General features: G+C 63.8%; 17 protein-coding genes and 1 pseudogene. 4 read left to right on the top strand and 14 right to left on the bottom strand.

All coding sequences use genetic code 11. From position 1 onward, the window contains the following. Positions 1-48: 48 nt before the first annotated feature. The gene (locus XALGPE39_RS15985; protein WP_161795341.1) at positions 49-231 is read right to left on the bottom strand and encodes a hypothetical protein; all 183 of its coding nucleotides are present in this window, start codon (positions 229-231) and stop codon (positions 49-51) included. A gap of 251 nt (positions 232-482) precedes the next feature. Here XALGPE39_RS15985 and XALGPE39_RS16475 point away from each other — a divergent pair. Both XALGPE39_RS16475 and XALGPE39_RS16470 read left to right on the top strand, forming a co-directional pair. Then, positions 483-707: pseudogene (locus XALGPE39_RS16475) on the top strand (AAA family ATPase); the annotation flags it as partial. Between the two features lie 86 nt (positions 708-793). Beyond that, entirely contained in the window at positions 794-1,291 is a 498-nt protein-coding gene (locus XALGPE39_RS16470; RefSeq protein ID WP_235429924.1) for a hypothetical protein, read from the top strand. A 190-nt stretch (positions 1,292-1,481) separates the two neighbouring features. Here XALGPE39_RS16470 and XALGPE39_RS10965 read toward each other — a convergent pair whose 3' ends face one another. Next, positions 1,482-2,426 carry an LpxL/LpxP family Kdo(2)-lipid IV(A) lauroyl/palmitoleoyl acyltransferase gene (locus XALGPE39_RS10965; protein ID WP_045728213.1) on the bottom strand — a complete coding sequence of 315 codons (945 nt, stop codon included), beginning with the start codon at positions 2,424-2,426 and terminating at the stop codon, positions 1,482-1,484. Positions 2,427-2,505: 79 nt separating this feature from the next. On the opposite strand from XALGPE39_RS10965, the gene waaA reads away from it, so the two are divergent. Further along, a complete protein-coding gene (waaA, locus tag XALGPE39_RS10960) occupies positions 2,506-3,843 on the top strand; it encodes a lipid IV(A) 3-deoxy-D-manno-octulosonic acid transferase (RefSeq protein ID WP_045728212.1) in 1,338 nt (445 codons plus the stop codon). 95 nt (positions 3,844-3,938) lie between these two features. Here waaA and XALGPE39_RS10955 read toward each other — a convergent pair whose 3' ends face one another. From XALGPE39_RS10955 to XALGPE39_RS10945, 3 genes are all read right to left on the bottom strand, one after another. Beyond that, positions 3,939-5,375: a TolC family outer membrane protein gene (locus tag XALGPE39_RS10955; protein WP_045728211.1), complete on the bottom strand. Its 1,437-nt coding sequence runs from the start codon at positions 5,373-5,375 to the stop codon at positions 3,939-3,941. A gap of 18 nt (positions 5,376-5,393) precedes the next feature. Then, positions 5,394-6,056, bottom strand: coding sequence for a protein-L-isoaspartate O-methyltransferase (locus XALGPE39_RS10950; RefSeq protein ID WP_045728210.1), 663 nt, complete (start codon positions 6,054-6,056; stop codon positions 5,394-5,396). Positions 6,057-6,191: 135 nt separating this feature from the next. Beyond that, a complete protein-coding gene (locus XALGPE39_RS10945) occupies positions 6,192-6,782 on the bottom strand; it encodes a TetR/AcrR family transcriptional regulator (RefSeq protein WP_052690073.1) in 591 nt (196 codons plus the stop codon). A gap of 551 nt (positions 6,783-7,333) precedes the next feature. Between XALGPE39_RS10945 and XALGPE39_RS10940 the strand changes: the two genes are divergently transcribed. After that, the gene (locus XALGPE39_RS10940; RefSeq protein ID WP_235429794.1) at positions 7,334-10,213 is read left to right on the top strand and encodes a ligand-binding sensor domain-containing diguanylate cyclase; all 2,880 of its coding nucleotides are present in this window, start codon (positions 7,334-7,336) and stop codon (positions 10,211-10,213) included. A 92-nt stretch (positions 10,214-10,305) separates the two neighbouring features. Here the strand turns inward: XALGPE39_RS10940 and leuB are convergent, their stop codons facing one another. From leuB to ilvG, 9 genes are all read right to left on the bottom strand, one after another. Further along, positions 10,306-11,385 (bottom strand): 3-isopropylmalate dehydrogenase, encoded by a 1,080-nt coding sequence (leuB, locus tag XALGPE39_RS10935; RefSeq protein WP_045728208.1) that lies wholly within the window; start codon positions 11,383-11,385, stop codon positions 10,306-10,308. Then, positions 11,375-11,953 (bottom strand): 3-isopropylmalate dehydratase small subunit, encoded by a 579-nt coding sequence (leuD, locus tag XALGPE39_RS10930; RefSeq protein ID WP_045728207.1) that lies wholly within the window; start codon positions 11,951-11,953, stop codon positions 11,375-11,377. The genes leuB and leuD overlap by 11 nt, the downstream gene beginning before the upstream one ends. Beyond that, positions 11,953-12,132: a hypothetical protein gene (locus XALGPE39_RS10925; protein ID WP_045728206.1), complete on the bottom strand. Its 180-nt coding sequence runs from the start codon at positions 12,130-12,132 to the stop codon at positions 11,953-11,955. Before XALGPE39_RS10925 ends, leuD begins: the two co-directional genes overlap by 1 nt. Beyond that, positions 12,129-13,556: a 3-isopropylmalate dehydratase large subunit gene (gene leuC / locus XALGPE39_RS10920; protein WP_045728205.1), complete on the bottom strand. Its 1,428-nt coding sequence runs from the start codon at positions 13,554-13,556 to the stop codon at positions 12,129-12,131. Before leuC ends, XALGPE39_RS10925 begins: the two co-directional genes overlap by 4 nt. A 6-nt stretch (positions 13,557-13,562) precedes the next feature. Continuing rightward, a complete protein-coding gene (locus tag XALGPE39_RS10915) occupies positions 13,563-14,381 on the bottom strand; it encodes a class I SAM-dependent methyltransferase (protein WP_152624888.1) in 819 nt (272 codons plus the stop codon). 5 nt (positions 14,382-14,386) lie between these two features. Next, positions 14,387-15,940, bottom strand: a complete 1,554-nt coding sequence (locus tag XALGPE39_RS10910) for a 2-isopropylmalate synthase (RefSeq protein WP_045728204.1) — start codon at positions 15,938-15,940, stop codon at positions 14,387-14,389. After that, positions 15,937-17,046 (bottom strand): threonine dehydratase, encoded by a 1,110-nt coding sequence (locus tag XALGPE39_RS10905; protein ID WP_045728203.1) that lies wholly within the window; start codon positions 17,044-17,046, stop codon positions 15,937-15,939. The genes XALGPE39_RS10910 and XALGPE39_RS10905 overlap by 4 nt, the downstream gene beginning before the upstream one ends. Before the next feature lie 192 nt (positions 17,047-17,238). Continuing rightward, positions 17,239-17,487 carry an ACT domain-containing protein gene (locus XALGPE39_RS10900; protein WP_045728202.1) on the bottom strand — a complete coding sequence of 83 codons (249 nt, stop codon included), beginning with the start codon at positions 17,485-17,487 and terminating at the stop codon, positions 17,239-17,241. Beyond that, entirely contained in the window at positions 17,471-19,195 is a 1,725-nt protein-coding gene (ilvG, locus tag XALGPE39_RS10895) for an acetolactate synthase 2 catalytic subunit (protein ID WP_045728201.1), read from the bottom strand. The genes XALGPE39_RS10900 and ilvG overlap by 17 nt, the downstream gene beginning before the upstream one ends. Between the last annotated feature and the right edge of the window lie 5 nt (positions 19,196-19,200).

Genomic DNA, 19,200 nt, shown 5'->3' with positions numbered 1-19,200 from the left:
CTTCGTCGTCTTCTCAATGCTCATGCTTGGAAATGCAACGTCTCTACTTCAAAGTTCATAACACGCTCTAAAAGAGCGCAACTCATCGTTGCTAGTTTTTAAGCTTTCTCTAACATTTTCCAGGTTACCTCCGTAGTATTTAAATGTTGCTTCGTCAATAACCGCAGCTTGTGCGGGAAGAAAATTAATTATGAATGCAATTCCAAGGCTAATGCCAATAGCTATTTTCAATTTTTACCTCGAGCCATGTCATAAATACGTGATTTAACCGGTGCCGCTATGCTAATCCGGAAAAATTCAGATACCAATGGGCCAATCCCCAATTTGAAGTCATGCAGCATTTCGGGCTGGCCGTGCCGTTCAGTCATGCCGGGTACTACGAAACCACCCATCATAAAAAGCTGATGAAGGACGTTCGCGGCGCGATCGACGAGGGGTGATTGATCGCCATTTGCGGCGTAATCGGCAGCGGCAAGACCGTGATGTTGCGCCGGTTGCAGGAGGCATTGGAGAACGAGAAGAAAGTCACCGTCTCCAAGTCCGTAGCCATCGAGAAACATAGCATCAAGCTGGCCACTTTCATCGCGGCCTTGTTTTACGATCTGTCCACCGAGAAACAGGTAAAGATTCCCACCCAAGGCGAGAAACGCGAACGCGACTTGCGCGAACTGGTGCGCAAGAACAAGCGGACAGTAGCCTTGTTCGTCGATGAGGCTCATGACCTCAACGGTCATACGCTGACCGGACTGAAGCGATTGATGGAACTGGTGGAAGATGGCGGTGGTCGGCGTCGGTGGTGCTCGCCGGCCACCCCAAGTTACGTAACGATCTGCGTCGGCCGACCATGGAAGAGATCGGATACCGAGCAGACGTGTTTTCGTTGGATGGCATCGCCGGCAGCCAGCGGGAATATATCCGTTGGTTACTGAGTGCTTGCGCAGGAGGCAAGAAGGCCAAGGCCGACGCCATCCTTACCGATGACGCGATTGATCTGCTGGCCAGCAAACTGCGCACGCCGCTCCAAATCCAGTTGCACATTACCTTGGCATTGGACGCTGCTTATCAGTCCGGCGAACGGCCCGTATCCGCCGAGGTGGTGGAGTCGGTGCTTTCGCGTCAGATCGATGATCTGGAGCCGACCCTGACACGTCATGGCTACCGCCTCAAAGAGTTGGTTGAGCAGTTCGATGCCAAACCGGTCGAGATCAAGGCGCTGTTCAACAACACGCTGGCTCCGGCCAGAGCGACCGAACTGCGTGAAAAAATGCTGCGCGTTGGCCTGCCTATCTGATGCGCTCTTCAATTTGCAGAAAGCGTGAGCCGACGACGATGGAACGCAAGCCGGCCGAGCTAATTGCAAGCTTAGTGGCAACTAATGTGAGCCGATGGCCTTGGCTGGTTGCAGTTAATTTGAGCTGGCCGGTGCGCTGATTGCGAGCCCGGCCGCTTTCAAACGCGAGCCGCTAACACCTAGGCGGCGCTCAATCGCGTGCGTAGACGTTGCTGCGGCCTTCGGGCTGGCGTTTGAAACGGCGATGGATCCACAGATACTGTGCCGGCGCCGCGCGCACCATCGCTTCGATCGCGGCACTGACCCGCGCGGTGTCGGCGACGATGTCGGTGGACGGGAAGTTGTCCAGTGGCGGCGCGATGCGTAGCACGTAATCGGCGCCCTCGCGGTGGTGGAAAAACGGCACGACTGCGCAGCCGGTGAGCCGCGCCAGTTGATGGGTCGCGGTGATGGTGGCCGCAGGCATGCCGAAGAACGGGACGAAGACGGTGTCCTTGCCGCGCATGTCCTGGTCCGGCGCATACCACAGGATGCCGCCGCGCTTGAGGTGGCGCATGCTGCCGCGCAGGTCTTCGTTGGCGAACATCGCGCTGGCGTAGCGCAGCCGGCCGCGCTTGACCGCCCACTCGAATACCGGATTGCGGTGGCGCCGGTACATGCCGGCCAGCGGTACGTGCTGGCACAGCAGGCGGCCACAGATCTCCAGGGTCATGAAGTGGCCGGAAACCAGCAGGACACCACGGCCCTGCGCTTGCAACTGTTGCAGGTGTTCCAGGCCCTCGATGCGCGCGTTGGAGCGCATCGGTGCGATGCTGCCCCACCAGGCGCGGGCGAACTCGAATACCCCCACGCCCAAGGCGTGGAAGCTCTCGCGCAGCAGGCTATCGCGCCAGGCCTGGCTCTGTTCCGGATAGCACAGTGCAAGATTCGTGGCGGCGGCGTGGCGGCGGGTGCCAGCCAGGCGCAGCGCCAGCCAGCCGATGCCGCGCCCCAACACGCGCTGCAAGCACCAGGGCAGACGCGCGGCGAGCAGCGCCATGCCCAGTAGCAACCAGGTCGACCAGTGGCGCGGCGTGCGTGGCGGCGGCGTGAGATGGGTGGCGGAAGAAGGCGGAGCAGAGGCGACATCGGACATGGCATCAGTGTAGCCGGGCCTGCACGCCGGTGCCGGGGACGTCTGCCGCCAGCCGCGCATAACCGGCTATGCTGTTTAGATGCGTAACAATTTCATCGAGTGGCTGCTGCGTGGTCTGTATTCGGCCGTGCTCTATCTGCTGCTGCCAGTCACGGTCTATCACTTGATCTGGCGCGGCTTTCGTGTCCGTGAGTATTTCCAGCGTTGGGACGAGCGTTATGCCGCGTATTCGCATAGCCGTGGTCGTCCGCGGGTGTGGTTGCACGCGGTGTCGGTGGGCGAGGTCAACGTCGCTGCGCCGGTGGTCAATGCGTTGCGGGCGCAGCGTCCGGATATCCGCTGGGTCATCACCACCATCACCCCGACCGGGTCCGAGCGGGTGCGCGCGCTATGGGGCGACGCATTGGAGCATGTCTATCTGCCGTATGACGTGCCGGGCAGTGTCGGTCGATTCCTGCGTCACTTCCGCCCGAGTCTGGCGCTGATCCTGGAGACCGAGTTGTGGCCGAACATGCTGTTCGGCTGCCGCGATCGCGGGATTCCGGTGTACGTGCTCAACGCGCGGTTATCGGCGCGTTCCTTGCGCGGCTACCGGACGCTGCGGCCGCTGATCGGGCGCGCGCTGCGCACCGTGACCTGCGTGGCGGCGCAGTCGCAGGAAGATGCCGGGCGCTTCGTCGAACTGGGTGCGGTTGCCGAGCAGGTCCAAGCGTTGGGGAACCTGAAGTTCGATATTGCCGCTCCGGCGCACCTGCCGGCGTTTGTCGCGGCGTTTCGCGAACGGGTGCCGGCGGGACGTCCATTGTGGATCGCCGCCAGCACCCATGATGGCGAAGAGGCTGCAGTGATCGAAATGCACCGGCAGTTGCGCAGGCAGTGGCCGGCGTTGCTGTTGCTGTGGGCCCCTCGTCATCCTGAGCGCTTCGCCAAGGTCGAGGCGCTGGCGCGCGATCAGGGTTGGCGCGTGTCCACGCGCCGTCAGCAGCACTGGCCGGGTGCCGATGACGATGTGTTCGTGATCGATACGCTGGGCGAGTTGATGGCGTTCTATGCCTGCGCGCAGGTCGCCTTCGTCGGTGGCAGCTTGCAGCCGGTTGGCGGGCACAACCTGCTGGAACCGGCAGCGGTCGGTACGCCGTCGGTGAGCGGCCCGCACCTGCACAATTTCGCCGAGATTTCGCGGCGTATGCGTGAAGCTGGGGCGCTGGCCATTTGCGAGGATGCGGCGGCGGTGTGCGCTGCGTTGCAGCGGTTACTGGCCGATGCCGGTGCACGCGCGCGCATGGCCGATGCCGGGTACGCGCTGGTCGCCAATGGTCGTGGCGCGCTGCAGCGGACCTTGCAGTTGATTGCACCGCATCTGCCGCCAGTGGCCACAGTGGAGCCGGAAGCAGACCCGTCTGCGGCAGGCGGCTGAGCTCAGCCGCCCTGTAGCCAATGGCAGGGCGTGTTCGCCCAAACCAATGGTCCTCGTAGGGCTGTTGCTGCTGCGGTGTCTGCGGCCAGCCGCGCTTACTGGAGGCTGTTGCTGGAGTCGAGTTTGGATTCGGCTTGTTGCGTCAGCAATGCGTTGATCGATTGCACGTCGGCCACGTTCAGCGTTCCCAGCGCTTGGTTCAGCAGGAGCCGGTTTTGCAGGAAGTTGTAGCGCGCCTGCGCATAGTTCAGTTTTGCCTGATACAGGGTGCCCTGGTTCTGCACTACGTTCAGCACAGTGCAGGTGCCCACTTCCAGGCCGACTTGCGATGCGTCGAAGGCGGCCTGCGCCGAGACAACCGCCAGACGCCGTGCCTCGATTTCGCTGATTCCGGCGACGACGGTCTGATAAGCCTTGCGGATGTTGCGGTCGAGCTGACGCTTCTGCAGCTCGTAGTCGTCTTGCGCGATATCGCGCTGCGCCAGGGCCTGGCGCACCAACGATTGAGTGGCGCCACCGGAGAAGATCGGGATGTTCAGGGTGAGGCCGATGACGTTGCTGTCATTGCGCGGCGTGTTGTTGCCGGGATTTCCCCAGATTGCGCTGTGGCCGGCGCTGGCCGATAGGTTGAGCGTCGGCAGGTGCCCAGCGCGTGCGGTCGAGACGCTGTCCTCGGCCGCCTCCACCTGGTACTTGTAGGCGCGTAGCGATGGATTCTTGTCCAGCGCCGAGGCGATCATGCTGTCGATATCGCCGTTGCTCGGCGGCAATTGCGGACGAAAGTCCTCCGGCAGCCCGCGCAGGTCATGCACCGGCTTTCCGGTGATCTGGGTCAGCGCCTGGTACAAGTCCTGTAGCGCGTTGCGCGAGCTGATCGTGTCGGCGCGGGCCTGGTCGTACTGGGCACGGGCTTCGTGCACGTCGGTGATCGGTGCCAGACCCACTTCCAGGCGCTTTTGGGCGTAGTCGAATTGTTTTTTCGCGGCGGCTTCGTTGGTCTGCGCCGCGGCCAGCGACTCGATCGCGACCAGCACGTTGAAGTAGGCCGCCGAGGTACGCACGATCAGCTCGTCCTTGGCCGATTCCAGCGTGTAGTCCGCTGCCAGGCTGCGCGCCTTTTGTGCACGCAGATTGGAGAACTGCGCGAAATTGACCAGGGTTTGTTGACCTTGGAGTGTGTAACTGCGGCTCTTGCTGGTGCTGGATGTTGGGCCCTGCGCGGTTTCGAGCGTGTCGGTGGGGAAGGACGGATTGATGCGGTGGATCAGGTCGATGAGCTGATTGTTGGCGCTGGAGTCGCGCTCGGCATTGCTATGGCTGCGCTGCAGCGAGGCGGCGCCGTTGATCTGCGGCAGCAGTGCCGCACGCGCCTGCACGGCGCCTTCCTTGTCGTACAGCCGGGTCGATTCTGCCGAGGCCAGCTGCGGGTCGCTGTTGCGAGCCATTTCGTAGACTTGCAGCAGGTCCGCGGCGTTGGCGGCCAATGGGGACAGTGCGACTGCCAGAGCCAGGGCGAGAGATCGGCGGATCATTGCGGCTTCCTTGATAGATCAGAATGTGAACTGAGGAACTGGCGCGGTACCACGCAGGTAATATGCCAGGTCGGTTTCGAACAGCGATTCCGTGCGTGGTGTGCCGGCGTTGGCGTGGATCCGTACTGCTTCCATGACCGGGGCGCGACCGCGGATGGCGAACAGGCGGCCGCCTGGACGCAGCCAAGTCAGAAACTGTGCTGGAATCTCGGTGACAGCGGCGGTCACGCAGATCACATCGAAGCGTCGCTCGCCCGGGGTCCAGGTCAATGCGTCGGCGGTCTCGATGCGAATATTGCTTCCCAGTCCGGCGGCGTCGAGGTTGGCACGCGCGGCTGTGGCCAGGGCGGCTTCGATCTCCAGGCTCACCACCTCGCGGCCCAGCTCGCCCAGGCAGGCGCTGACGAACCCGCTGCCCGTGCCGATTTCCAGCACGTCCTCGCCAGGTTGCAGGTCCAGTGCCTGCAACATGCGCCCCTCGATGACCGGCTTCATCATGTACTGGCCGTGGCCCAGCGGAATCTCCAGGTCGGCATAAGCGACCTCCCGGTGGCTCTGCGGCACGAAAGTCTCGCGCGGCAGCCGCGACAGCACGTCGAGCACGCGGAGGTCGAGCACGTCCCACGGGCGGATCTGCTGTTCAACCATTTTTTCGCGGGCTTGGGAGTAGTCGATCGTCATTTCGGGCATCCAACGCAGAGGGGCGCGCATTTTAGCTGGCGCAGAGATTGAGCGTATGCAGCAGCATCGCCTTTGGGACAGCGTGAGGCGCAGTGCCGGAAGTCATCGGTACCTGACCGCGCACGCCGCGTGGACTCAGCGCGCCGCATAGGCGCGCAGGAAGCAGTCGACACTGGCATGCACATGTGTGCGGATATGCGTCTGGCTGGGGTTGCGGCACAGGCCGCACATCATCAGCGAGTGCAGTTCGCCCTTGACCAGAGAGAAGAACTGCGAGGCGGCCAGCGACATATCGGCGATCTCGAGTTCGCCGGTCGCCACATAGGCCTGGAGTAATTGTCCTAGATCCTGTCGGGTGCGCTTTGGGCCGGCATTCCAGAACATCTCGCGGACGTGTTCGTCGCCTGTGTTCGGGCTCAGCATCATGCGATAGGTGGCCATCGCCTCTTCGCTGCTGATCATTGCGAAGTAGGCTAGGCCGATTTCCACCAGTTGCGCGCGCAGCGGGCCTTTCAGCGGATGACCAAACAGGGCGTCGGGCAGTAGCGCTTGGCATTGCGCGCGCACCGCCTCGGCGAACAGGGTCTCCTTGTCGCCGTAGTGACTGTAGACGGTGAGCTTGGAGACGCCGGCACGGGCGGCGATACCGTCCATGCTGACCCGGCCGAAACCCAGTTCGGTGAACATGTGCTTGGCCGCTTCCAAGATCGCTGCACGCTTGCCCATGTCCTTGGGGCGTCCTGGTCCGGCAGGACGTGAAGAGGGCTTGGGTGATGGGGTGGCTGACGATTGATGGGCCATAGTGAAAATACTATACCAGTCGGTTCGATATATATACTACACCGCTGGGTTTATTATCTTGATCGTGGTGCATGGATGGCGGCGGTTCATCTGCTCCGTTCAATGCGTCGAAATTGTTATGCCTGAGTGATGGCTCGCCTATGGCGCATCCCGATTCCCGTGCTGAATAGATGTCGTACGGCCTGCTGCGCAGGTCGGGAATATCCTGACATTGACCTCGAGTGCTCGGTGATAGATTAATCCGCTTGCAATATGGGATGCCGAGCGCCGTTGCCGGTGCGATTCGGAATGTGATGAAACAGGGGCAATGGATTCATCAGAATCGCGAGCGCGTTCGTGCGTGCGCGATGCACCGTTGTCTGGCACTGGGTTTGCGCCTTTTGTTGCTGCTGCTGTGCAGCCTATGCGCAACCGCAACCGCAACCGCAACCGCAACCGCAACCGCAACCGCAACCGCAACCGCAACCGCGCAGCAGGTGCCGTCGCTGACCGAGCGCGAGGTACTCAATCGTCCGGTGATCGCCCGCTGGACCATGGAGGAAGGGCTGCCGCACAACCTGGTGCATGCTCTGGTGCAGGATCGTGATGGCATGATCTGGGTTGCGACCTGGGAAGGCGTGGCACGTTTCGATGGCCGCATCTTTACCTCGTTCGACCGGCAAAATACGCCAGGCATGGATCTGTCCAACGTGTTCTCGGTCGTGGCCGAGCCCGATGGTGGCGTGCTGGTCGGGACCGCTTATAACGGCGTGTTCCGCTATGCCGCGGGGCGCTGGCAACATCTGGGCGACACGCGCGCGCAACAGTTGCGGGCGAAAGTCATATTGCGCGATGCCGACGGCGCAGTGTGGGTCGGTAACGAGGATGGCCTGTTCCGGATCGAGCGCGATGGCCGTTTGGTTGATGTCGGCAAGCTCGCTGGCATGCGTAAAGCCCAAGTTGTGTGTTTGTTGCAAGACGGTGATGGGTTGCTGGTGGGGACCTCGCAGGGGCTGTTCCGACTGGCCTCGGCGACTGCCTCGGCATCCCGCTGGGGCAGCACGGCGATGCAGACAGCGTCGATCCGCAACTTGGCGCGTGATCGCAAGGGGGGGCTGCTGGTCGCTACCGATATCGGCCTGCTCTGGCGCAGCGATGACGGTCAGGTGCAATGGCTGCAACGTGGAGAGCGTGTTGTGTCCGCGTTGCAGGACCAAGAAAATCAGCTCTGGATGACCATGTCCAACGGGCAACTGCTGCGGCGTTTGCCTGAAGGGGAGAGTGAGCAAATTCTGTCGATCTCCGGTGTGTTCAGCACAACCTTGATCGAGGATCGCGAAGGCCTGATTTGGGCAGGCAGCAGCGATGGTCTATATCGCGTTGCCAAGGGCGATGCTGGTGGTCTTACCCGGCGTGATGGATTGGGAAACAATTATGTGCGCGTAGTTCGGCAAAGCGCCGATGGCGCCATCTGGATCGGCCACGCGACCGGACTCGATCTTTGGCAGCACGGCCGCATCCGCGCGTTGCGCATTGGTAATCAACCCGGTCGGGATCCGGCGGCGTTGGCGCTGGAACCGACCAAGGATGGTGGCATGTGGGTAGGGACCGACAGCCAAGGCGTGTTGTTGTTGTCGGCCGATGGCGCGATCAGGCAACGACTTGGTGTCGAGGCCGGAGTTCCCAAGACCATGGTGCGTGCAGTGTCGCTCGATGCCGATGGTGGCCTGTGGATCGGTAGCAATGATGGCTTGCTTTATCGCAAGGGGGCTTATAAACGCGCCTACGGTACCGCTGATGGATTGCCTGGATCGCATGTGCAAACGCTGTACCGTGATCGCGCCGGAGTCCTGTGGATCGGGACCAACCAGGGCATTGCGACAATATCGTCCGATGGTGCGTTGAAGGGCACCCCGAGCGGGAGTGGATTTCAGGCGCAGAACATATTCGATTTCCTCGAAGATCCAGATGGCACCCTCTGGATTGCCACCGATCATGGTCTATTGCGACGAAGCGGCGGGCGGTTCCGTCTCTACGATCATCGCATTGGTCTGCCGCGCGATAAGTTATTCCGGCTTCTCGATGACAAGCACGGCAATATATGGGCGACGAGTAACTTAGGTGTGTTCCGTATTCCGCGTGCGGATCTGAAGCAATTGGATGCCGGCAAGCGCACGAAGTTAGTGGTGGACGTACTCGACCGCAGCGATGGCATGCCGGGCAGCCAGGTCAACGGTAGCAGTGCGCCGGCGGGCTGGCGCAGCCACGACGGCACGCTGTTGATCCCGACTTCCGAGGGCCTGGGGTTGATCGATCCGACGTTGCCAGGACTACGCAGCGTGCGCCCGCCACCGTTGGTGATCGAGAGCCTGCAGGTCAACGGCAAGCCACTCGCGTTGCATCGTGACTACACCTTGCATGGGGGTGTCGCGCGGTTGGCGATTCGCTACGCTGGGCTGAGTTTCCGATCCCCAGACAAGATCCGTTATCGCTATCGCCTGTATGGGTTCGATCGCCAATGGATCGATGCCGGTAGCAGCGAAGAAGCGATTTATACCAACCTGCCGCCGGGCGATTATCGCCTGGAGGTGCAGGCGATCATCAGCCCATTGGATTGGTCGCGCAGCGAGCGGATTGGCAGCGTCTCGTTCCGTCTGCAACTGGTGCCGCCGTTCTGGCAGCGTTGGCCGTTCGTATTGTTCGCATCAATGAGTGTCAGCGGTTTATTGCTGTGGTGGTATCGCGGCCGTACTTATCGTCATCGGCGCCGTCAACGTCGCCTCAATGCGATTATTGCTGATCGTACTCACGAGTTGCGGGCGAATAATATGGCGCTGACGGCGGCCAATCGCGAACGTGACGAACTGGTGCGCAAGCTTGCCTATCAAGCGGGTCACGATGCGTTGACCGGCTTGCCGAATCGGCATACCGCCGAACCCTACCTTACCGCCGCGTTGGAGCAGGCCATTGTCACGCCTACGCCACTGTGTGTGGCGTTACTCGACATCGATTACTTCAAGAAGATCAACGACGCTTACGGTCACGAGATCGGCGACGAAGTGCTGCGCCGGGTCGGCGACTTGCTGCGCGTTGCCCTGGGCGATAATGCCTTCGCGGCCCGTCATGGCGGCGAGGAATTTCTGTTGGTGTTGCCTGGTCTGGATCGCGAGCAGGCATTGATGTGTTTGGATAGCTTGCGCGCTCGTTTCGCTACCCTCACCTTGCAAGACGATGATGGGTGCGTCGTGCAGTTTACCGCCAGTATCGGTTTTGCCTGTCTTTCGCCGACGTTGTGTACACGCCGCGACCTGTTGCTACAGGCCGACAAGCATCTGTACCAGGCCAAGCACGAAGGCCGCGATCGGGTGGTCGGCTAGAACTCTGTGCTTTAACTCTGCGCGTGCCCGTGGGTCGCGATTGGTTGCAAAAATCGTGGCGCCCGCGTGCGGGCACCACGTTGCCAGCGCGCTCAGCGTACTGTCGCGCTCGCGACGCCGAGCTGCTCTAGGACCGCGCGTGCTGCGGCTTCGGTGGAAATGCCGTGGCCGGGTGCGGCCAGATCGGCAGTGAACACCTTTGCGTCCAGTGCGGCACCCACCGCCTGCTCGATGGCTTCCGCCTCGGCATTCAGGCCGAGCGAGTGGCGCAACAGCATCGCCGTGCTGAGGATCGTCGCGTAGGGGTTGGCGATGCCCTTGCCGGCGATGTCCGGGGCCGAACCGTGGATCGGTTCGTACAAGCCGATGCGACCGTCGCCCAGCGAGGCAGACGGCAGTAGGCCCAACGAACCGGCCAGCATCGAGGCTTCGTCGGTGAGGATGTCGCCGAACATGTTCTCGGTGACGATCACGTCGTACTCGCGCGGCTTGGCCAGCAGGTGCATGGCCATCGAATCGACCAGTTGGTGTTCCAGGCGCACCTCGGGGAATTCGTCGCGGCCGATACGCGCGGCCACGTCGCGCCACAGTCGCGAGGTTTCCAGCACATTGGCCTTGTCCACCGAGGTGACGTGATTGCGGCGTTGTTGCGCAAGACGGAAAGCGCTGCGCAGCACGCGTTCGATTTCTTCGACGCTGTAGCGGCACAGGTCGCTGGCTTCGGTCGCGTTGCGGGTCTTGTCGCCGAAGTAGATGCCGCCGGTCAGTTCGCGCACCACCACGATGTCCACGCCGTTCAGCAGATGCGCTTTGATCGGGGAGGCGTCCAGTGCTGCCGGATGCGGCTTGACCGGACGCAGGTTGGCGAACAGGCCCAGGCCACGGCGGATCGCCAGCAAGCCTTGTTCGGGGCGCACCTTGGCGTTGGGATCGGACCATTTTGGCCCACCGACTGCACCCAGCAGCACGGCGTCGGCCTGTTTGCACGCCTGCAACGTTGCCGCCGGCAATGGCTCGCCGTGGCGGTCGATGGCGATCCCGCCGATATCGTGCTCGTGGAATTGGAAGGTGTGCTGGTAGCGGTGAGCGATGGCGTGCAGCACCGAGACCGCCGCAGCGGTGACCTCGGGGCCGATGCCGTCGCCAGGTAGGACGACAATGTCAGCGTGCATGGGTAGCCTCGTAACGTTCGATATCGGGTTGGCGCAACAGCAGGTAGCCCATTTCGTCCACGCCTTCGAGCAGGCAGGTCTGCGAGAAGTTATCGAGCGGGAACGCATAGACGCGCCCGTCGGGCGTGCGTAGCTCGCGTGCGGCCACGTCCACGGTCAGTTCGTCGTCCGGACGCTGCATCAGCGTCTGTACGTCGTCCTCGGCCAGCACGATCGGCAGCAGGCCGTTCTTGAGGCTGTTGTTGCGGAAGATGTCGGCGATTTCGCTGCTGACGATGGCGCGCAGGCCAAGGTCGGTGAGCGCCCATGGAGCGTGCTCGCGCGAAGAGCCGCAGCCGAAGTTGCGCCCCGCCAGCAGGATCTGGCGGCCAGCGTTGTGCGGCTGGTTGAAGGCGAATTCCGGGTTCGGCGTGCCATCTGCCTGTAAGCGCCAATCGTTGAAGGCGTGGCGGCCAAGACCGGCGCGTTCTGTGGTGGACAGGAAGCGCGCCGGAATGATCTGGTCGGTGTCGATGTTGGTTTGGCGCAGTACCACGCTGCGCGAGGTGAGGGTGGCGAAGCCGGCCATCACGGTGTCTCCTGGGATACGGCGGAAATGGTTCCCGCCATGATGTTTTGCGGTGCCGGCATCAGCGCCGGAGTGGATACGTGCGGAGGTAACAGCGGCTTGCCGCGATGGGCAAAGGCGCGTGTGCTTGCCGCCACGAAGGTCAACGTGGCCGCGAAGGTTGCGATGTGCAGGGTCATCGCGCGCCGTCCTTCGCATCGGCGAACAGCGTGCGCGGATCGCTGACCTTGCCGTTCACCGCGGCCCAGGCTGCAGTCAGCGGCGAGGCCAGCAGGGTGCGTGATCCGGGGCCCTGGCGGCCCTCGAAATTGCGGTTGCTGGTGCTCACCGCCAACTGTCCTGGCGCGACCAGATCGCCGTTCATCGCGATACACATCGAGCAGCCGGATTCGCGCCATTCCGCACCCGCGGCGCGCACCACGTCGTGGATGCCCTCGGCCTCGGCCTGGTGCTTGACGATTTCCGAACCCGGCACCACCAGCATACGCACGTGCGGGGCCACCTTGCGGCCGCGCAGTACCTGCGCCACCTGACGCATGTCGCTGAGCCGGCCGTTGGTGCAGGAACCGACGAACACCACGTCCACCGGCGTGCCGATCAACGGGTGTCCTGCTTCCAGCTTCATGTAGTCCAGGCCCTTCTGTGCCGCGGCATCCTGTGCAGCCGGGATCGGTACGTCCACCGCGATCGCGGTACCCGGGTGGGTGCCCCAGGTCAGGGTTGGGCGGATGTCGCGTGCGTCGATGCGCACTTCCACGTCAAAGCGTGCGCCAGCATCGCTGCGCAGTTGCGACCAACGTTGCACGGCGGCATCGAAGTCGGCGCCTTTGGGGCCGCGCGGCGTGTTGGCCACCCAGTCGAAGGTGGTCTGATCCGGTGCCACCATGCCGGCGCGCGCACCGGCTTCGATCGACATGTTGCACAGGGTCATGCGCTGTTCCATATCCATCGCTTCGATGGTGGAGCCGCGGTACTCGATCACGTGGCCGGTGCCGCCGTTGACCCCAATCACGCCGATGATGTGCAGGATCACGTCCTTGGCGCCAACGCCCGGCGCGAGTGGGCCGTCGACGTTGATCGCCATGGTTTTGGCCTTGCGCTGTAGCAGGCATTGGGTCGCCAGGACGTGGCCGACCTCGCTGGTGCCGATGCCGAACGCCAGCGCACCGAATGCGCCGTGGGTGGAGGTGTGGCTGTCGCCGCAGACGATGGTCATGCCGGGTTGGGTGAACCCCTGTTCCGGCGCGATCACATGGACAATGCCGCGGTTCGCCGAGCCCATGTCGAACAGTTCGATGCCATAGTCGGCGCAGTTGCGCGCGAGCATGTCCACCTGTGCTTCGGAAGCTTTGCTGGCGTATGGCAAGCTGCCGTCGGCCGCGCGCGGAAGGGTGGGCGTGGAGTGATCCATCGTCGCCTTGGTGCGTTCGGGGCGGCGTGGCTGCAGGCCGCGCGTCTTGAGTTCGGTGAACGCCTGCGGCGAGGTCACTTCGTGGATCAGGTGTAGATCGATGTACAGCACGGCGGGGGCCGTGTCGCTTTCCGGGACGACGACGTGCGCGTCCCACAGTTTGTCGTACAGGGTGCGGGGGGCTGGGTTCATTACCTATTAACCTTGTGGGGTCTTTGAAGGAGCGGACTCAGGCGTTGGCTCGGCCTGGGCCGCCAAAATGGCGTGGAAACGCAGGCGGACGTAGTCTGCGCTCCAGCGGCCGTGATCGTCGCATAGCGTCGGCGTCAGTAATGCGACGGCGGTCGTGAGGATTTCCTTGTGGAGCCCTGCATCGATGCCGGACAGGAATGGATCAGCGAAGGTGCGCAGCCAGCCGGCCATGCCGGTGGGAAGTGGCGTGGGCCGTGGCTGCAGCGTGCTTTGCAGCACCTGGAAGCCGTTTGCTTGCAGGCGCTGCGCATAGGCATCGGCAGTCGGAAAAAACCAGGCGAAGGTTGGCGTTGGCGCGTCGTGTAGACGCAGCGCCGCGTGCAGCGCGGTGACGATCGCTGCAACGTTGCCATGACCGCCAAATTCGCCCACGAATCGACCGCCGGGGCGCAGCGCGCGGCGCACTCCATCCAGCACCAGGTCCGGTTCGCGCATCCAGTGCAGCGCAGCGTTGCTGAACACCGCATCGAAGCGCTGCACGAACTGTAGCTTATGCCCGTCCTGCACTTGTGCTTCGATGCCGCGGGTGCGTGCGGCGCTGACCAATTCGGGCGATGCGTCCACGCCGAGCACGTCGGCGCCGCTGGCGGCCAGCTTGGCGGTCAGCACGCCGTCGCCGCAGCCTAGGTCCAGGATACGTTCGCCCGGCTGCGGCGCCAGCAGTTCCAGCACCACCGTGCCTAGCGCCGGCACGAACCCGGCGTCAGCGGCATAGCTTTGCGCGTTCCAGCGTTGACCAGCGGCGGGGACGGTCGTGGGGTTCACCAGAATCAGGCCGCCGCAGTCGCTGCCGGCGCAGCCTGGCGCTGACGCAGGATGCGGTTGGCGACATCCAGCCAAGCCAGGGCGCTGGCTTCGATGATGTCGCGGCTGGTGCCGGTGCCTTCGTATTCCAGGTTGCCGTGACGCACGCTCAGGTTGGCTTCGCCGCGTGCATCGGCACCGATGCCGACGCTGTGGACCTGATAACTGTTCAGCGTCAACTGCACGCCGGTGGCGGCAGACAGTGCGGAGAACAGTGCATCGACCGGGCCATCGCCCTCGGCTTGTTCGCTGACGCGTTGGCCGTTCGGATCGGATAGTTCGACCTGGGCGCTGGCGCGCTGGCCACGGTCGCTGATGGTCATCGACCACAGCCGATAGCCTTGGCTCTCTGGCGCTTCCTGCATCATCGCTTGCAGGTCGGTGTCGTTGACCACACGCTGCTGTTCGCACAGCGTCTTGAACGCGTCGAAGGCGATACCCAGTTCGGCTTCTTCCAGCACGTAGCCCAGTGCGCGAAGACGTTGCTCGACCGCAGCGCGGCCGCTGTGACGCCCCAGTACCATCTGCGAGCATTCCCAACCCACGTCTTCCGGACGCATGATTTCGTAGGTGCCGCGGTGGCGCAGCATGCCGTGCTGATGGATGCCCGATTCGTGCGCGAAGGCATTGCTGCCGACGATCGCCTTGTTGCGTTGCACGGGCATCCCGACCAGGCGCTGCAGCAATTGCGAGGTGGAGACGATGCGCTGGGTGTTGATGCCGGTGTCCAGTTCGTAGAACGCGTTGCGTACCTTCAGTGCCATCGCGATTTCTTCAAGCGCGCAGTTGCCGGCACGCTCGCCGATACCGTTGATGGCGCATTCCACCTGACGCGCACCGCCTTCCACCGCAGCCAGTGAGTTGGCCACGGCCAATCCCAGGTCGTTATGGCAGTGGGTGCTGAATACCACGCGGTCGGCGCCGGGGACGTGGGCGATGATCCGCTCGAACATTCTGCGGATCTCTTCGGGTGTGGTGAAGCCGACCGTATCCGGCAGATTGATGGTGCTGGCGCCGGCGGCGATCGCCACGCTGGCGACCTCGGCTAGGAAGTCCTCCTCGGTGCGGGTGGCGTCTTCGGCCGAGAACTCCACGTCGTCCACGTATTTGCGCGCCAGCGCCACGTGCTTGCGCACCGATTCCAGCACTTGCTCGCGGTTCATCCGCAGCTTGTGCTCGCGGTGCAGTGGGCTGGTCGAGAGGAAGACGTGCAGGCGGGGATGGGCCGCCGCTTCCAGTGAGCGTGCGGATGTCTCGATGTCCGCAGTCAGGCAGCGCGACAGCACCGCCAGTGTCGAACTGCGCACCTCGCGGCCGATCAGCGCCATCGCTTCGCGGTCGGACTGCGAACTGGCCGGGAAGCCTGTCTCGATGATGTCGACCCCTAATTCGGCCAGGGCGCGTGCCATCACCACCTTTTGTTGCGGGGTCATGCTGCAGCCCGGGGATTGCTCGCCGTCGCGCAGGGTGGTGTCAAAGATGCGGATGCGGGGGGGCTGAGGAGAGGCTGAAGTGTTCACCAGATGGGTTCCTCTACGGAGGCGGTGGCTAGCGGATGGTGGGGCGGTGGCGAGGCGAGTTGGGCGGGTGCGCGTGGGGCGGCCGGACGTTGATTGCGAAGTCGTTCGATATTGCGTAGGCGCGGCTTGCGCGGCGGGCGCGGACGCACCTCCGATAGCAGTGTCGCCAGCACGCCGGCGTCGATGTTGCCACCGGACACCACGGCGCACTTGCGCTTGCCGCTGACGCGGCGTCCAGCCGCCAGTGCCAGCGCGCCAGCACCCTCGGCGATGACGTGCTCTTCCAGAGCCAGGCGGACCAGTGTTTCGCGCAGTTCCGCCTCGCGCACGATCACCACGTCGTCAAGCTGGCTGGCGCACAGCCGACGGGTGATGAACCCGGGGATTTTAACCTTGACCCCGTCGGCCAGGGTGGGGACAGGCTCCAGCGCGCGGATGTCGCCACGGATCGCGCGCGCCATCGCATCCACGCCTTCGACCTGGGCGCCGACCACGCGCACGCCTTGTGAGCGCAGCGCCAGGGCCACGCCGGAGGCCAGGCCGCCGCCGCCGATCGGCACGATCACCACGTCCGGGGCATGTGCGGCCAGTTCGATCCCGACGGTCCCCTGGCCGGCGATCACGTCTGGATCGTCGAACGCGGACAGAAAGCGGTAGCCATTTTGTTCGGCCAGTTCGCGGGCAAAGCCGTAAGCCTCGTCGTAGCTGTTGCCGTGCTGGCGCACGGCGGCACCCCAGTGCGCGACGCCGGCGATTTTGGTCTGCGGCGCACCGTGGGGCATCACGGTGATTGCTTGCACTCCCAGGCGGTGCGCGGCCCAGGCCACGCCCTGCGCATGGTTGCCGGCCGAGGCGCAGATCACCGCGCGCTCGTCGCCGCGCTCCAGCCCGGCCAATAGCGCATTGAGCGCGCCGCGTACCTTGTAGGAGCCGGTGCGTTGCAGGTTTTCCAGCTTCAACCACACCCCGAAGCGCTCGGCGTAATGCACCGGCGTCGGCGTCAGGTAGCGGCGCAACCGCGCTTGTGCGGCCAGCACGTCCGCCACGCTGACCGCGACATGGTCGGTGTCCGACTCCTGCGCGGCGGGGCGGCTGGTATCAGACATGGCGGCGGGATGTGCGCTGCAGGGCGCAGGATGTGATGGACGAGAGGCAAGCGCGAAGAAGAGACCTCCATGTCGAAAAGCGCTTGTGCGCCGCCGCGCGCTGCTGCCGTACCGTAGAGATGGAGGCAGCCGCTTGCACGTTGCCAGGGCCGTTGCCGAATCCCACGTCCCGGTGCGTGGATCCCGATACGTTCATGTCGCCGCATCCAGCGCGGTCACGCTGACCGATTCGCAGTCGTAGACCTTTTCCATCTGCATCCGCAGCGTCTCGCCGGGACGATTGCCGTCCACCACCAGTTGCAGGTGCCAGCGGCCTGCGTCCTCTGCCACGGGTGCGCCGTTGATCGATACCGGGGCAAAGCCACGCCGTTCGGCCATGCCGATGGCGCGCAGAAGCGCGCCGTCGATGGGCTTGAGCACCAGGTCAAGCCGGTATCGCATGCGGTGCCTCCTGGCGCTGGTTCGCGGGATTGCTGTCCAGCATCGTGCTGTTGGCGGAATTTGGCGGCACCAGTGGCCATACGTTGGCGCGTGCGTCGATGACCACGTGCAGTAGGGCCGGGCCTGGGTGCGCCAGAAGCTCGGCCAGTCCGTCCTCGACCTGGTTGCGCGCGGTGATACGTTTGGCCGGAATGCCGAAGACCTGCGTGAGCGCGGCGAAGTCCGGGTTATCGGACAAATCGATCTCGCTGTAGCGCTCGGCGAAGAACAACTCCTGCCACTGCCGCACCATGCCCAGCGAGCTGTTGTCCAGCAGTACCATCTTCACCGGCAGTTTGCAGCGTGCGATGGTGACCAGCTCCTGCACGTTCATCATGAAGCTACCGTCACCGCTGACCAGCACCACGGTCCGGTCCGGACAGGCGAATTGCGCGCCCATCGCCGCCGGCAGGCCGAAGCCCATGGTGCCCAACGCACCACTGGTCAGGTGATTGCGCGGATGATTGAAGCGGCAGTGCTGGGCTACCCACATCTGGTGTTGACCGACGTCGCAGGCGATGACGGTGTCGGCCGGGGCGAGTTCGCTCAGTCGTTTCAGCAGGCCTGGCGCGTAGATGTCATTGCCAGGTGCGTCGTAGCGCACGCCGAATTTCTCGCGATTGCCGATGCAGCGCGCGTGCCAGGCTTCGCAGGTGCTGGTCGCCGCACTCAGCGAGCGTAGCGCCTGGGCCACATCGCCGGGGATGGCGATGTCGGCCTGACGCAGTTTGGAAATCTCGCAGGCATCGGCATCCAGATGGATGATCCGTGCGAATGGCGCAAATTCGGCCAGTTTGCCGGTGGCGCGGTCGTCGAAGCGGGCACCGACCACGATCAGCAGATCCGACTGCTGCACCGCCATGTTGGCGGCGCGGGTGCCGTGCATGCCGAGCATGCCCAGGTAGTGCGGATGTGCATGCGGCAACGCCCCCAGTCCGCGCAGCGTCAACACGGTGGGAATGCGGGTGACGTCCACGAACTGGCGGAATGCGTCCACCGCATCGGCCAGGGCAATGCCGCCACCACCGTAGATCACTGGCTTTTCGGCGCCGGCGATTGCGGCCAGCGCGTCGGCCAGGACGTTGTCGCGCGGCGCCGGGAGCGTTGGCACCTCGGCGGGGACGTGGTCGGGCAGGTGCGATGCGTCGGCCAACTGCACGTCCTTGGGCAGGTCGACCAGCACCGGTCCCGGGCGCCCCTCACGGGCGATACGGAACGCATCGCGCAGCACCTGCGGTAGGTCGTCCACGCGTCGCACCAGGAAGCTGTGCTTGACGATCGGCAGGGTCAGCCCGAACACGTCCAGTTCCTGGAACGCGTCGGTGCCCAGCAGTGGCGTGGCGACTTGTCCGGTCAGGCAAATCATCGGCACCGAGTCGAGCATTGCATCGGCGATGCCGGTAACCAGATTGGATGCGCCTGGACCAGAGGTGGCGACGCACACCCCGACCCGACCACTGGCGCGGGCATAGCCGTTGGCGGCGAGCGCGGCGCCTTGTTCGTGGCGGACCAGGATGTGCTTGAGCTGGCTGTCTACCAATGCGTCGTAGAACGGCATGATGGTGCCGCCCGGATAGCCGAACAGCGTGTCCACGCCTTCGGCTTCCAGGGCCTGCGTCAGCCAGCGCGCGCCGTTGCGGGGGGGCGTGCCTTTAGCGGAGGAGTTCATACGTG

Source organism: Xanthomonas sp. GPE 39, assembly GCF_000963005.1.
GTDB lineage: Bacteria > Pseudomonadota > Gammaproteobacteria > Xanthomonadales > Xanthomonadaceae > Xanthomonas_A.
The sequence above is the reverse complement of the archived record's forward strand: the minus strand, read 5'-3'. Positions and strand labels throughout refer to the sequence as shown.

What these genes read in the sequence shown, in the direction of transcription:
- XALGPE39_RS10965 (WP_045728213.1), bottom strand. Translation starts at nt 2,426, where the DNA reads ATGTCCGATGTCGCCTCTGCTCCGCCTTCTTCCGCCACCCATCTCACG.
- waaA (WP_045728212.1), top strand. Translation starts at nt 2,506, where the DNA reads ATGCGTAACAATTTCATCGAGTGGCTGCTGCGTGGTCTGTATTCGGCC.
- XALGPE39_RS10955 (WP_045728211.1), bottom strand. Translation starts at nt 5,375, where the DNA reads ATGATCCGCCGATCTCTCGCCCTGGCTCTGGCAGTCGCACTGTCCCCA.
- XALGPE39_RS10950 (WP_045728210.1), bottom strand. Translation starts at nt 6,056, where the DNA reads ATGACGATCGACTACTCCCAAGCCCGCGAAAAAATGGTTGAACAGCAG.
- XALGPE39_RS10945 (WP_052690073.1), bottom strand. Translation starts at nt 6,782, where the DNA reads ATGGGCAAGCGTGCAGCGATCTTGGAAGCGGCCAAGCACATGTTCACC.
- leuB (WP_045728208.1), bottom strand. Translation starts at nt 11,385, where the DNA reads ATGCACGCTGACATTGTCGTCCTACCTGGCGACGGCATCGGCCCCGAG.
- leuD (WP_045728207.1), bottom strand. Translation starts at nt 11,953, where the DNA reads ATGGCCGGCTTCGCCACCCTCACCTCGCGCAGCGTGGTACTGCGCCAA.
- XALGPE39_RS10925 (WP_045728206.1), bottom strand. Translation starts at nt 12,132, where the DNA reads ATGACCCTGCACATCGCAACCTTCGCGGCCACGTTGACCTTCGTGGCG.
- leuC (WP_045728205.1), bottom strand. Translation starts at nt 13,556, where the DNA reads ATGAACCCAGCCCCCCGCACCCTGTACGACAAACTGTGGGACGCGCAC.
- XALGPE39_RS10905 (WP_045728203.1), bottom strand. Translation starts at nt 17,046, where the DNA reads ATGTCTGATACCAGCCGCCCCGCCGCGCAGGAGTCGGACACCGACCAT.
- XALGPE39_RS10900 (WP_045728202.1), bottom strand. Translation starts at nt 17,487, where the DNA reads ATGCGATACCGGCTTGACCTGGTGCTCAAGCCCATCGACGGCGCGCTT.
- ilvG (WP_045728201.1), bottom strand. Translation starts at nt 19,195, where the DNA reads ATGAACTCCTCCGCTAAAGGCACGCCCCCCCGCAACGGCGCGCGCTGG.